The organism is Yersinia sp. Marseille-Q5920 (assembly GCF_946902935.1).
Lineage (GTDB): Bacteria > Pseudomonadota > Gammaproteobacteria > Enterobacterales > Enterobacteriaceae > Yersinia > Yersinia rochesterensis.
Genome location: NZ_CAMPQA010000001.1, coordinates 490,616 through 504,291, shown reverse-complemented (window position 1 = coordinate 504,291; position 13,676 = coordinate 490,616). Strand labels below are relative to the sequence as shown.

The following is a 13,676-nucleotide window of genomic DNA, read 5'->3' as shown; positions in this document are numbered from 1 at the left end:
AAAATAAAGTTGAAAAAAATAGTGATATTTAAAATACAAAATCAGCATCAATACCGCTGAAATAGGCTATTTCACACGACACTGATGCTGATGATTTGTTATTACTTGTATATCGATGGGTTAAAAAGTGTACAGAAATCCCATGGCGATAGTTTGATTTTTCTGCGCGATGCTTGAGCCATCAAGATTATTTTGTGATGTGCCGGTATTCCGGTTGAGGATTTGCGTTGTTCCTTTCCCTTCGGTGTATTGATTCCAGGCAGCTTCTACAAATAATTTGGTCCTTGGGGTGATATAATATCCCGCATCCACCACGACTGCGTAATAGCGCGAGTTTTTGCTGCTGTCTTTGAAGGAAAGTTTGCGTGAATAATGTTCATCCTGTGCATTGGCATTGACCCAACGGCTATATTTCAGCGAGGTATTAAACTCAAATTTTTGATAATGATAGCTTCCAGCTAAACCAATGTAGGTCATATCAAAATTTTGTTTATAACCGATTGCTGCAACGGTATCTGAAGCTGTAAAAATATTGTTACCATTGTTGTAATGATAGTTTCCACCATAGGCGGTCCAATCATTGTTATTACGTTGATAGCCACTCATCAAACCAATACGATAATTGTCTTGTTTTAAAAACCAAAACTTTGCATTCAGATCAATTTCGTTAGCATAGTTCAAATGGGTTTTTTCATGATGAGACCAATCCGTCCACTTGGTTTGGTTTGTCTGATTCCAATCATAATCATCCATAGTGCCTTTGCTTGATGATAATGTAGACCACCCGCGAGCGGTGAAAGTTAAACGTGATAACACATCCCATGAGATATCTATTTTAACAATCGGGGTATTCTCAGCTTTCCAATCTAACTGACTTATTTTTCGGCTGTTTCGGTCATAAACATATTCATTTGATTCTGTATTTAATAACCCCAGTGAGGTACTGACAGTCAAACTATCAGTTATCTTAGTATGATAACTGGCTACCGCAGAGTGAGATAAGGCGAGTAGCATGAATATGCTGAGGTTTTTTTTTACTGTAATATTAACTTTCATTATTAACCTTTAATTTGTTTAAAGCTTCATGCGGAAGTTAACATTGAGAGGGATTTAAAATTGTTAATTAAAGATTAAAATAAAATTAAGTGTTTAAATATAATTAATTATAACGATGACTGATCAATTAAAATTGATATGAGCCGGGCTGGGTTACCCGGCTTAATCGGGGTTAAAACTCACTCACTAACCATTGATCTGCTTCATCAAACATCTCTTCTACCAAACGATTGAGCACAGATTTCTCTTGTTTACTCGCATCGGTATTAATGCCATTAGCTTGCATTGGTTTGACCTTAACCTCTGCATTGGGGAACACTTGGTGTACGCGCTTGGTCAATTCTGCTTTGATCATTTCATTGGCGTTAGCCAGGCCGGCGACATTCCGTTTGTCATAAATTAATTCAACTCGCATCGCTTCTTTCCTAAGTTAAAAATACTGTGTTAATATACAGTTCTATTTTGTGTAAAACAACCTGGTTTTCACCATGTTAGTGCAGAATGAGGTTAAATAATTGTTTTTAGATGATATCTTATCTACTTGTTTATACTGGTAATTATTTTGGCGTTAATGGCTTCTTTTTCATGAGTCAATTTTATTACCGTTAGCAATAATATCAAATTACCTGCGGTGCTGAATGTGAAACTAGAAATGAACCCGCTGATAGAAAACTTACATATTTATGAAAAAACATTAACGTGGCCTGAAAAAAGTGTATTAGTGTGATATCACTGGTTAGTTACACACTGATTGAATAACAGGAAAGCCCCGCATTGCCGGGGCTTTCCTGTTTCTGTTAGTCATACACGCCAGTGTAATGGAGAGAGGTCATAAATGAATGAACAAAGTCAGCTTCCGTATTGGTGGACTGGGTCACTGGCATTATTCTCGGCCCTGAGTTTACAAGATTATATCTTTATTCTCGGCACCGTGATTAGCATGATTTTTACTGTCAAAACCTATTATGTTAATTTACGAGAAAAAGACGCAATAATTAAAGAAGAACAACGTAGAACTGAAATGTTACGAGATTTTCTGCGCAATAAAACAGTAGAAAATATTCCAGCCGCCATTGCGGTATGTTATGACGCATTACACAAAATGGAGGACTGACATGACCCCAATGCGACGCAAAAAAGTTGTTGGGGCGGTGGCGGCGTTTCTATCAGTGACTTCAATGACCAAATCAATGCCAATATCGTGTGTTAATTAGCAACTGGCGATGATAAAGAACAACTCACAGCATGGAAAACTTATCGTGTGCTATTAAGCCGAATCGACCTGTCAACCGCCCCTGATATCAATCGGCCTGTCACGCCACAGTAATAATGCAGGATTATTTACTGTAATAGACCGGGCTGAACGGCCCGGTATGTTCACTCGCCGCCCCCCCTCCCCATTCCCGCATAACGCCCTCGTGAGTCCGCTCATTTCATGCTAAATTTACCCATCTCAAGCCATAGCATCGTTTCAGGTACCAGTATGTTTACATATAAAGAAATATCATCGCTGAACGAACTGGAATTGATCGTCTATAACTACATCATAAAAAATACTGATAAAGTGATGTACATGACCATCAGAGAATTGGCGGATGCTGCGGGAGTATCGACGACCACGGTTTTACGTTTCTGCAAAAAAATGAATTGTGATGGTTACTCTGAATTCCGTATTCGTTTTAAACTGTATTTAGAACATGATGAAAAACCACCTGTTACTTTTGGTATCAGTGAAATAATTAGCTATTTTAAAAGTATCAATAATAGCGAATTTGATGAGTTACTTGATACGGTAGCAGCTCAAATAGCCGCTACACGCCGAATAATTTTTGTTGGAATAGGAACATCTGGTGCATTAGGGAAATACAGCGCACGTTTCTTCTCTAATATAGGTAAGTACAGCACTTATATTGACGATCCCTATTATCCGATTAATAGTGACATGTATCAGGATGCGATTGCGATTATTTTCTCTGTCTCTGGTGAGACCGAGGAAATTATTCGTATTGCTAATCAGTTCAGCTTGCAGAATTGCAAAATTATTAGCTTAACCAACAGTGATAACTCAACATTGGCTAAGATGGCGGATTTAAATATTTCCTACCATATGCCACCTATTGTATTGGAAGGCCAATATAATATTACCACTCAGATTCCAGTATTATATATTATTGAGACTATCGGTAAGAAACTCTCCAAGTTAATTAATAAAAACACTCGATAAAACAGGGTGTTTTTTACATGTTACATATTCCAAGTCACGGTTTTTGTTATATCGTGACTTCGCTTTTCTTTTTGTTAAACTTCAGCCTCAATCGAAAAAGAATATTAATAATAACCCGGGAACACTCTGTTTATCTTATACTCAGCACTCGTGGCAGGAGACTAATAATGGCAATTGATTACTCATTGACCGCCCAAGAAATTATTAAATATATCGGCGGCGATAATAATGTGATTACCGTCACACATTGTGCAACGCGTTTACGCTTTATATTGAAAGATAATAAAGCTGTCGATAAAGAAAAATTAAATCGTGTTAAAGGGGTTATTACCGTCATTGAAGCGGGTGGGCAAATGCAAGTGGTTATTGGTAACCACGTCGGTGATGCTTATAAGCATGTGATGAACCTGATTAATATTGATGAAAGCGCGCCGGTGGCAGCACCTAAAGTCGGTATTGTTAGTCGCTTAATGGATATTATCTCGAGTATTTTTGCGCCGTTCCTTTATCCACTGGCTGCTTGCGGTATTTTACAAGGGATTATTTCTTTCCTTGCCGCGATAGGTTGGATGGATGCCGCCAGCGGCACTTATCGTATTCTAAACTTTGTTTCCTGGACCGGTTTTACCTTCCTGCCAGTGATGGTAGCCTTTACTGCCGCCAAGAAATTCAATGTTAACCCTTTCACCGCCGTTATTACTGCATGTGCGCTGATCAGCCCAGATTATATGAACATGCTCACGGCCAACAAAATCGTCACGGTGAACTCAGCCGATCCTGCGGTTCAGCAATTGATGCATGAAGCACTGAATAATCCGCAGGTTGCCCATATTTTGAATACCATCGCCGGTATTCCTTTGTCATCACCTACTTTGGATTTCTTCGGTATTCCCGTGCAATACCTGAGCTACACCGCCTCGGTTATCCCGATCATTTTGATGGTTTGGGCGATGTCTTATGTGCAGCGCTTCTGTGAAAAAGTGCTGCCGATGGTGGTGCGTAATCTGTTTACCCCGATGTTCTGTATTGCCATTATGGTGCCATTAACCCTGCTGGTATTTGGCCCGGTGGGTAACTTGATAGGTGGGGCTATTGGTGGTGTTTACAATACACTTTATAACCTCAGCCCAGCGATAGCAGGGTTTATGGTTGGGGCATTCTGGCAACCATTAGTTACATTGGGTGTTCATTGGGGTATCACCCCAGTCACTGTGGGTAACTATGCTACATTGGGTTATGACACTTTCACTGGTTTGCAAGCCTCTGCGGTCTTTGCTATGGCCGGAACCATGTTCGGCGTTTATTTAAAAACGCGCAACAGTGAAATGAAAGGAATTTCATTGTCAGCAGGGATTACGGCTTTATTCGGTATTACCGAACCGGCTATTTACGGTGTGGCATTACGCTTAAAAAAACCTTTCTTATGCAGTTGTGCTGCTGGGGGGATCGGCGGGGCTATTGCAGGGAGTTTTAATGCTGTGTCATGGAGTTATTGCCTGCCCGGTATCGCAGTACTGCCAGTCTTCTTTAAAGAAGGGCATATGACACAGTTCCTGGGATTCTTGCTATCAATCACTGTTGCTTTCGTCTTGGGTGCCGTTTTCACTTGGTTGGTTGGGTTTACGGATGAGACAGAAAATGTTGCACAATCAAGCAGTGCTAAAACATCCGATGCACCACTTGTTCAGGCGCAAATGAATCAGGGTTAAAATATTTAATGTTCGGACGGGCTATCACCCGTCATTGATTTCCATTTTCAGGGTGAACGATTGCCCGCAGTACTAAGGAATAAATTTATGAGCCACAAACAATTACCGAAAGATTTTTTATGGGGCGGCGCAGTTGCAGCGCATCAGGTTGAAGGCGGCTGGGATAAAGGCGGCAAAGGTATAAGTATTGCCGATGTATTGTCCGGTGGCTCACACAGTGTTGACCGTGTGATAACTGATGGTGTGCAAGACGGTTATCGCTATCCAAATCATGAAGCGGTTGATTTTTATGGTCATTACAAAGAAGACATCGCAATGTTTGCTGAGATGGGCTTCAAATGCTTCCGAACTTCCATTGCCTGGACGCGCATTTTCCCGAAAGGTGATGAGCAGCAACCGAATGAGGCTGGTCTGCAATTTTACGATGATATGTTTGATGAGCTACTGAAATACGGTATTGAACCGGTGATTACGTTGTCTCACTTCGAAATGCCATGGCACTTGGTTAAAGAATACGGTGGCTGGAAAAATCGGAAAGTGGTCGACTTCTTCGTGAAATTCAGTGAAGTGGTCATGGAGCGCTATAAAAGCAAAGTCAAATATTGGATGACATTCAATGAGATCAATAACCAACGTAACTGGAAGTATCCGTTATTTGGTTATTGCTGCTCTGGTGTGGTGTTCACTGAACAAGAAAACCCTGAAGAAACAATGTATCAGGTTCTGCATCATCAGTTTGTGGCCAGTGCCAAAGTGGTCAAACTGGGCCACGCCATTAATCCAGAATTCAAAATTGGCTGTATGGTCGCGATGGTGCCGCTATATCCATTCTCTTGCCATCCAGATGACATGATGTATTCAGTAGAAGCTATGCGTGAGCGTTATCTATTCGGTGATGTTCATATGCGTGGTTACTATCCTTCCTACATTCTGAATGAATGGGCGCGTCGCGGTTTCACTATTAATATGGAAGAGGGTGATCTCGACATTCTTCGTGAAGGTTGCGCGGATTACATGGGGCTGAGTTATTACATGAGTAATGCGGTTTCTGCAACCCATCCGGGGAGTGGACATTCTCTTTCCGGCTTTGAGGGCAGTGTACCTAATCCTCATGTTAAAGCATCTGATTGGGGATGGCAGATTGATCCTGTCGGCTTGCGTTATTCACTGAGCGTATTGTATGAGCGTTACCAAAAGCCGCTATTTATTGTTGAAAATGGCTTTGGTGCTATCGACCACGTTGCTGATGACGGCATGGTTCACGATGATTACCGCATTGCGTATCTCAAAGCCCATATTGAGCAAATGAAAAAAGCGGTGTTTGAAGATGGCGTGGACTTGATGGGGTACACCCCATGGGGCTGCATCGACTGTGTATCATTCACGACAGGTGAATACAGCAAACGTTATGGCTTTATCTACGTGGATAAAAATGATGATGGGACTGGCACGATGGCGCGTTCGCGTAAATTGAGTTTTGGCTGGTATAAGAAAGTTATTGCCAGCAATGGTGAAGAACTCTAATTCCTCGACAAGCTTTTTATCAGAGAAAGCCGCTCAACCATATGGGCGGCTTATAACATTGCCAGAATATTGTTAGCTTGAAACCCGCATTGCGCAGCAATTTGTTTAGGGGCAGCTCGCATTTCCAGGAATATTTTTTCTTTAAACCAAGTGAAATGATGGAACATATAATCAGACAGTAGAAACAATCAGTTCATTACTGACTTAACCTCGACGTATGTAGTTGGGGCTTTACCATTTTTTTACCATCACCAAACCCCACAAACAAAAAAACCAACCCTAACGGATTGGTTTTCTTAGGGTATTTTGGTCGGCATGAGAGGATTTGAACCTCCGACCCCCGACACCCCATGACGGTGCGCTACCAAGCTGCGCTACATGCCGATACAGTGGCATTTATACTACATTTTGCAGTGACTAATGCAAGACTTGTCAAAATCGTTTGCTGGTTTTTTAAGCGCCCATGGCTCGGTTTTTAGAGCTAGTTCGCAATAAAACGTTTTATATCAGTCAGCACTTGCAACAGTAATGGGAGTTGTGGTTTTTCATCTTTAATTTCATTACCTTGCTCGTCATAAGCCCGGTATCCACCATTATTATCTAACACAATCGTTTGTGTTGGTGTAGTGATAACCAGAGTGCCATTATCGCCCGTCGCTACCCAGTTGTTGTTGCGTTGTGCGGCGAATAAGTCTTCCCCTTGCGAATAATCCTCTGCTGCGGTTTTAACGTGCAATAGCCGCTGCATCAGTGTGGTCATAATATCTTCGTGGTTGGTTAACTTGTTCACTTTCTGTGCGGGCGTGCCCGGCCAATGGACGATTAACGGGACTTGCAACTGTTGACGATTAAAGCTGCTGCCAGCCCCCCAGCTATCATTGCCGCTATCATTAAATTCGACACCATGGCTGGCAGTAATAATAACTACGGTTTTATCGAGTTGTCCGCGTTGTTTTAGCGTATCCAGAATGGTCGCAATCTGCTGATCCACATCTTTTGCACCCGTTTTATAATGGCGAATAAAATCGGCTGGCGTGGCAACTTTATGACCAACAACAGGATCTTGCGCTTCAATTGACCCGTTAAGGTTAATGTATGAGAACCACGGCGTATTATTATTCAGTGTGGACAGCCATTGTTGCCATTGTGCTGTAGTTTCGCTGTCAGTTTGTTCTGCCGGGGCAGGTAAGGTGAAATCAGATAACAACGCCTGGCGATAGAGCGGCGAGGCAAAACCATCGGATGAGAACAATCCAAACTGATAGCCTTGAGCACTCAATGACGTGATGAATGCAGAAGGTTTACGTGAAGAAAGAACACCATCTAAATAGGTTGGGGAAATACCGTAAAACAGCCCAAACAGCCCGGTATCCTGACGATTACCCGAGCTGTAATGCTGGTCAAATTGGATGTTTGAATGGCCGAATTCAGCCAAAACTGGCATGTCTTTTTGCAGGCTATTGGCACGGATGCCATCAACCACAATTAATAACAGATTATAACCGCTGCCTTTGTCGCTAAAGGCGATCGGGCTGAGGGGATATTCAACGGTCAATGCATCTGGATTACCTTGTTCTACCAAGCGCCGCTGATATTCCTCTTGGTCAAGCAGACCATGTTTCTCAAGGAATTTACGCGCTGTCATCGGATAGGAGAGCGGTAAGTTCGCGCGCTGCATACTGATGGGGCGATAGAAATTAGCATCTGCCCAGATATAAATCAGATGTGAGGCAAAGAAGGCGGAAATAAACACGGCAACCAGCGGCTTTACAAAGCGCTGTCGGTTGAGACTGCGTAGTTTTTGCCATGCCCAGGTACCGAAAAGCATCTCGACAAGAAAAATGACCGGCACGGCAATAAACATCAATTGCCAATCACGCGCCAGCTCAGTTTGATCCGGGTTAACCACTAACTCCCATACTACGGGGTTAAGATGCAAGTGGAAGCGGGTGAAAACCTCGGTATCTACCAGAAGCAGGGTTAAGCCCGCAGTGGCAAAGGCGGCGGAAAGGAAACGGAGTAGCCGTTGCGACATCACCACAAAAGTCAGTGGGAATATCACCAATAAATAGGCAGCAAAAACAATAAAACTAAAGTGCCCAAGCCAACTGACAAGGGCATAGACACGGCCAATCAGCGATGAAGGCCAATCGGAGATAAACAAATAGCGGCTACCCAGCGCCAAGCTGAACAGGATGTTAAACAGGGCGAACCAGTGCCCCCAGCTGATCATCTGGGAGACTTTTTCACGATAGCGCTGACGATTTGTCACCATATTGAGATTGTAGTCTTGGCCGGTAAATTAATGAGCTTTATCTTCACGTACTGAAGCTTGGAGGGCTTCAGCGAAAGAACGAGCCAATACTTTGCGTTGCGCAGGAGCAATGCTGGTATTGATCAGATTTGTTACCATATTTCCCAAAACCATCAAAGAAAGATCGGTTGGGGTACGGTGTTTTTCCAGTACGCTGACTAATTCTGACAGCAATTTTTCAACGTGTTCGTCGCTATAACGGGATGATTGTGGCATAGAAATTGTGCTCAACACCTGACAAAGTCCCATATCTTACCGTATAGAGACGCGCTTTTCCGCTATTTTATAGCATTAAGAATCATTAGCCATTAATTGGGGGCCGAGATAGCTTTTGAGTTGCAGCTCTCAGGCATCAGTGATTGAATACGGCCCTAGCCAAAAGGAGTATTTATCATGAGTCTGGATATTGACCAGATAGCCTTACATCAGCTTATCAAACGTGATGAACAAACGCTTGATGTGGTATTGCGCGATTCGTTGTTACCAGCCAATGCTGTAGTTGAAGAAATGATGGCCGAGCTGCATCGGGTTTACAGTGCCAAAAGCAAAGCTTATGGGTTGTTTAATGAACAAAGTGAGCTGGCTGATGCGCTGAAACGGAGCCGTAAGGGTGATGAAGATTTCCTCAGCTTTAGTCGTGCGGCAACCGGGCGTTTACGCGATGAGTTAGCCAAATATCCGTTTGCTGAAGGTGGCGTGGTACTGTTTTGCCAATACCGCTATCTGGCGGTGGAATATTTACTGATTTCAGTGCTAAGCAGCTGTAATAGCATGCGGGTGAATGAGCAACTTGACCTGAGCACGACTCATTATCTTGATATCAATCGTGCTGATATTGTGGCCCGTATTGATTTAACTGAATGGGAAAACAACCCGGAATCAACCCGTTATCTGACTTTCTTGAAAGGGCGAGTAGGGCGTAAAGTATCTGATTTCTTTATGGATTTCTTGGCCGCAAGTGAAGGTCTGGATACTAAAGCGCAAAACCGTGGTTTATTACAGGCGGTTGATGATTATTGTGCGGATGCCGAGCTGGGTAAAAATGAGCGCCAGGCTTATCGTCAGCAGGTTTATAGCTATTGTAATGAGCAGTTGCAGGCCGGTGAAGAAATTGCCTTGCAGGAGCTTTCGCAAGAGTTACCAAAGTTGGGCGAAAAAGATTTCCAACAATTCTCTGCTGAGCAGGGTTATGCATTGGAAGAGAGTTTCCCGGCAGATCGCAGCACTTTGCGTCAGTTGACCAAGTTTGCAGGTAGTGGCGGTGGGTTGAGTATCAATTTTGATGCGTTGTTACTGGGCGAGCGTATTTTTTGGGATGCGGCGACGGACACCTTGACCATTAAAGGCACTCCTCCCAATCTGCGTGATCAGCTACAGCGCAATGCGGGTAAGAAGTAATTGTTTGCACCATGACTTTATTCAGCTAATAAAAAACGCCGCAGAAGCGGCGTTTTTTATTTCGGCGTCCCGAATATCGAAAGCGACGCGATTAAACGCGAACGAAGTCGATATGAGTCAGTTTTGGCTTGAAAGCGTGACGCTGAACAGCCTGTACTTTAACTTTGGTTTCTTTACCGTCGACAACCAAAGTCAGTACTGAATCATAAAAGCCCGGTTTCAATTCAAGGTTCTTGGTGGTGTCATGATCAAGAGTGATAGCGATTGCTGCCTCTGAACCACCGTAAATGATTGCCGGAAATTTATTTGCTGCACGCAGGCGGCGGCTCGCACCCTTACCCTGGTCGTTTCGTACTTCTACATTGATAGTGGTCATTTTGTTTTCTCTTAAAGAAAATTAACCCTGCTACAGGCGACCCAGCAACAGGTTCGATACTCGGCTTTACTTGGGTAAACCCAGAGCAAAGCGGGCGACATTCTAGCGAAATATCGGCCAGACAGCAAACGAAACTATGAATTTATCAGGCTTAATGCGGCTTAGGCGAGAGAGTCAGCCCGCCTAAAACGTCCCTGATAATCGAAAACCTTTTCCCTGATTTGCCACCATTGTCCACGGCGGCGGGCGACCACAAAATCCGGATAACGCAGTAGCGCCTGCTGAGCGATGATATCGGCGGCAGTTTGCCATTTCAGTGTAACCCCAGGCGCCCGTTGATGAGGGCGCAGGAAAACTTGCTCAAATGCCATCCGCTGGGCGGCGGTAGTTAAGCGAAAACGCTCACTGGTATCGGTGCCATCTTCGTCGTAATAAGTGATTTTTAGCCATTCGCCTTTTACATCCTGGCCACTTTCCAAACTCATTCCACCGCAACGCAATACCAGCGCGTCCTTTAATTTCAGGGCAGCTTTCAGCATATCATCGGGGTCGACCAGCACCTCCTGACACTGATGACAGCGGCGGGCGGCAATATCATTTTCCGCCCCGCAATGTGGGCAGGATTTAAAGCGGAAGCGGTAATCACATTGGGCTCGTGCGCCATCATCATCTTCAAACCAGCCCTGACAGCGGCGGCCATAATGCTCAATAATCTCGCCGGATTCGGTGCATTTTCCCCAGAAAATATTGGCAAAACCGCAGTCTGGGCAAAAGACTTGTACTGGCTGGCTGCCGGTGTGGGGTTTGCTGGTACCCACTTCTGGGGTGAAAAGGTCGTGGGGATTGCCGGCATAATCCAGAATCAGACAATCTTCTTTGCCCGGCGAGAGCCGCAAGCCGCGCCCAACAATTTGTTGATACAAGCTGACGGATTCGGTTGGGCGAAGAATTGCAATCAAATCAACATGTGGGGCATCAAAACCGGTCGTTAAGACCGCCACATTCACCAAATAATGTAATTTCTGCTGCTTAAAAGCAGTGATTAAAGCATCCCGCTCGGCGGGGGGCGTTCCGGCACTCACCAGCGCCGCCTGGCCTTTGGGGAGTAGCCCGTAGACTTCTTTGGCATGTTCGACAGTGGCGGCAAAAATCATCACGCCACGGCGATGGGCGGCATATTCAACTATCTGACTAACAATATGTGGGGTGATTCTTTGCTGCTGTTTAAGCTCGCGGTCTAAATCCGCTTCACGGAACATGCCGTCGCTATTGCTGGTCAACCGACTGAAATCATATTGCACGACCGGCATATCCAGCCGCTCCGGTGGCACCAGAAAACCGTGCTTAATCATATAACGCAGGGGCAATTCATAAATACAATCGCGGAATAGGGATTTCCCATCACCTCGAGTGATACCGTGATAGTGGAATTGGTAAATCCAGCCTTTGCCCAAGCGGTAAGGGGTCGCCGTCAGTCCCAGCAAACGTAAACGCGGGTTAGTCGTGCGTAAATGCTGAATAATTTGCTGATATTGGCTGTCATCTGCGTCACTGATTCGATGACATTCATCGATAATGAGCAGCGAAAAGGCACTATCAAACAGTGACAGATTCCGTGCCACGGATTGCACACTGCCAAAAACCACTTTCCCCTCACTTTGGCGTTGTTGCAGGCCAGCGGCAAAAATATCGGCCTCTAAACCGTCTGCTTCTAAACCATAAGCACAATATTTGGCATGATTTTGCGCCACCAGTTCTTTGACATGCGCTAGTACCAAAACACGCCCACGCGCCAGTTTTGCTAATTCAGCAATAACCAGACTTTTACCTGCGCCAGTGGGTAAGACAATGAGCGCCGGTTCGGTATGGCGACGAAAATAAGCTAGCGTCGCATCCACCGCTTCTTGTTGATAAGGGCGTAGTGTAAAAGCCATTAATGCGCCTGCCAGATGATTTTTGTCATTATTCTCAATTGGTTAAACTCATTCATTGCTTGCGGCACTTTCCTGTGACGTAACATTTACTTTCAACGTATAAGTGCCATTTATCTTCAAGGTTTTCTATTATTATCTTCAAGGCTTTCTATTATTATGCCCGTGTGTGGCGGCCTGCGCGAGGGGGCGATGCCGTGCAGATAAGCTGTTTCTCAATAACGGCTTTTTGCGTAACTGTTCCTAGGATGATAGGGCAACCGCCGCTATACTGTTTAATTAATTTCACACCGTATTATTAGCATTCTGTCATCATTGGCAGGTGTAAGTGCGGGTATCGCGCCCCTCTGTGGCACGACAAGACAACAGGCAAAGTAGATTTAATGCGATTGGACAAGTTTTTATCTCAGCAATTAGGGGTTAGCCGGGCGTTGGTCGCGCGCGAGCTACGGGCAAAACGCGTCACTGTTGATGGCGAAATAGTCAAAAGTGGTGCCATTAAGCTGACGCCAGAACAAGACGTGAGATTTGATGGCAACCCATTACAACAGACAGTTGGCCCACGTTATTTTATGCTGAACAAACCGCAGGGTTATGTGTGTTCAACAGAAGACCCGGATCACCCAACCGTGCTGTATTTCCTTGATGAACCCGTGGCTTATAAGCTTCACGCGGCAGGGCGGTTAGACATCGACACCACCGGACTGGTGCTGATGACCGACGATGGTCAATGGTCGCACCGCATTACCTCTCCACGCCATCATTGCGAAAAAACCTATTTGGTGACACTGGAACACCCGGTTGCTGATGATACGGCGCAGCAGTTTACTGACGGCGTACAGTTGCATAACGAAAAATCATTGACGAAACCGGCGCAGCTTGAAGTTATCGAGCCTCAGCTAGTGCGTTTGACTATCAGTGAAGGGCGCTACCATCAGGTAAAACGCATGTTTGGTGCGGTCGGAAATCGTGTGCTGGAACTGCATCGTGAACGTATTGGCGACATCAAACTTGATGATGATTTAGCACCCGGTGAGTATCGCCCACTGACTGCCGAAGAAATTGCGAGTGTCGGCGCTCCTCATCTGTAATTGATTTTCTATTGCGGCGTGGTCAATGCACATGCGGCTTGAAGTCTGACGAG

12 protein-coding genes, 1 tRNA gene and 1 pseudogene are annotated in these 13,676 nt (G+C 44.6%); 7 read left to right on the top strand and 7 right to left on the bottom strand.

Annotation, left to right across the window (positions count from 1 at the left end):
* Positions 1 to 120: 120 nt before the first annotated feature.
* Positions 121 to 1,056, bottom strand: coding sequence for an omptin family outer membrane protease (locus tag OVO64_RS02505; RefSeq protein WP_038631912.1), 936 nt, complete (start codon positions 1,054 to 1,056; stop codon positions 121 to 123).
* 172 nt (positions 1,057 to 1,228) lie between these two features.
* A complete protein-coding gene (locus OVO64_RS02500; protein WP_038631914.1) occupies positions 1,229 to 1,471 on the bottom strand; it encodes a DinI family protein in 243 nt (80 codons plus the stop codon).
* 420 nt (positions 1,472 to 1,891) lie between these two features.
* Between OVO64_RS02500 and OVO64_RS02495 the strand changes: the two genes are divergently transcribed.
* From OVO64_RS02495 to OVO64_RS02475, 5 genes and pseudogenes are all read left to right on the top strand, one after another.
* Complete coding sequence (locus OVO64_RS02495) at positions 1,892 to 2,170, top strand: hypothetical protein (RefSeq protein WP_038631916.1); 279 nt, start codon at positions 1,892 to 1,894, stop codon at positions 2,168 to 2,170.
* 111 nt (positions 2,171 to 2,281) lie between these two features.
* Positions 2,282 to 2,383, top strand: a pseudogene (locus OVO64_RS02490) (tail fiber assembly protein); the annotation flags it as partial.
* Between the two features lie 156 nt (positions 2,384 to 2,539).
* Positions 2,540 to 3,280: a MurR/RpiR family transcriptional regulator gene (locus tag OVO64_RS02485; RefSeq protein WP_038631917.1), complete on the top strand. Its 741-nt coding sequence runs from the start codon at positions 2,540 to 2,542 to the stop codon at positions 3,278 to 3,280.
* A 167-nt stretch (positions 3,281 to 3,447) separates the two neighbouring features.
* Positions 3,448 to 4,989 (top strand): PTS transporter subunit EIIC, encoded by a 1,542-nt coding sequence (locus OVO64_RS02480; RefSeq protein WP_050291319.1) that lies wholly within the window; start codon positions 3,448 to 3,450, stop codon positions 4,987 to 4,989.
* Positions 4,990 to 5,076: 87 nt separating this feature from the next.
* The gene (locus OVO64_RS02475; RefSeq protein WP_038631921.1) at positions 5,077 to 6,513 is read left to right on the top strand and encodes a 6-phospho-beta-glucosidase; all 1,437 of its coding nucleotides are present in this window, start codon (positions 5,077 to 5,079) and stop codon (positions 6,511 to 6,513) included.
* A 307-nt stretch (positions 6,514 to 6,820) separates the two neighbouring features.
* Here OVO64_RS02475 and OVO64_RS02470 read toward each other — a convergent pair.
* From OVO64_RS02470 to OVO64_RS02460, 3 genes are all read right to left on the bottom strand, one after another.
* Positions 6,821 to 6,897: transfer RNA gene (locus OVO64_RS02470), tRNA-Pro, on the bottom strand.
* 97 nt (positions 6,898 to 6,994) lie between these two features.
* The gene (gene yejM, locus OVO64_RS02465) at positions 6,995 to 8,788 is read right to left on the bottom strand and encodes an LPS biosynthesis-modulating metalloenzyme YejM (RefSeq protein ID WP_038631923.1); all 1,794 of its coding nucleotides are present in this window, start codon (positions 8,786 to 8,788) and stop codon (positions 6,995 to 6,997) included.
* Positions 8,789 to 8,815: 27 nt separating this feature from the next.
* Positions 8,816 to 9,043 (bottom strand): YejL family protein, encoded by a 228-nt coding sequence (locus OVO64_RS02460; protein WP_004389481.1) that lies wholly within the window; start codon positions 9,041 to 9,043, stop codon positions 8,816 to 8,818.
* Positions 9,044 to 9,220: 177 nt separating this feature from the next.
* Here OVO64_RS02460 and yejK point away from each other — a divergent pair, with 177 nt between their 5' ends.
* Entirely contained in the window at positions 9,221 to 10,225 is a 1,005-nt protein-coding gene (gene yejK / locus OVO64_RS02455; RefSeq protein ID WP_038631926.1) for a nucleoid-associated protein YejK, read from the top strand.
* Positions 10,226 to 10,316: 91 nt separating this feature from the next.
* On the opposite strand, the gene rplY is transcribed toward yejK, so the two are convergent.
* The gene (gene rplY / locus OVO64_RS02450) at positions 10,317 to 10,601 is read right to left on the bottom strand and encodes a 50S ribosomal protein L25 (protein ID WP_038631928.1); all 285 of its coding nucleotides are present in this window, start codon (positions 10,599 to 10,601) and stop codon (positions 10,317 to 10,319) included.
* 161 nt (positions 10,602 to 10,762) lie between these two features.
* A complete protein-coding gene (locus OVO64_RS02445) occupies positions 10,763 to 12,535 on the bottom strand; it encodes a DEAD/DEAH box helicase (RefSeq protein ID WP_038631930.1) in 1,773 nt (590 codons plus the stop codon).
* Between the two features lie 380 nt (positions 12,536 to 12,915).
* Between OVO64_RS02445 and rsuA the strand changes: the two genes are divergently transcribed.
* Positions 12,916 to 13,623 (top strand): 16S rRNA pseudouridine(516) synthase RsuA, encoded by a 708-nt coding sequence (gene rsuA, locus OVO64_RS02440; protein WP_038631932.1) that lies wholly within the window; start codon positions 12,916 to 12,918, stop codon positions 13,621 to 13,623.
* The last annotated feature ends 53 nt before the right edge of the window (positions 13,624 to 13,676 follow it).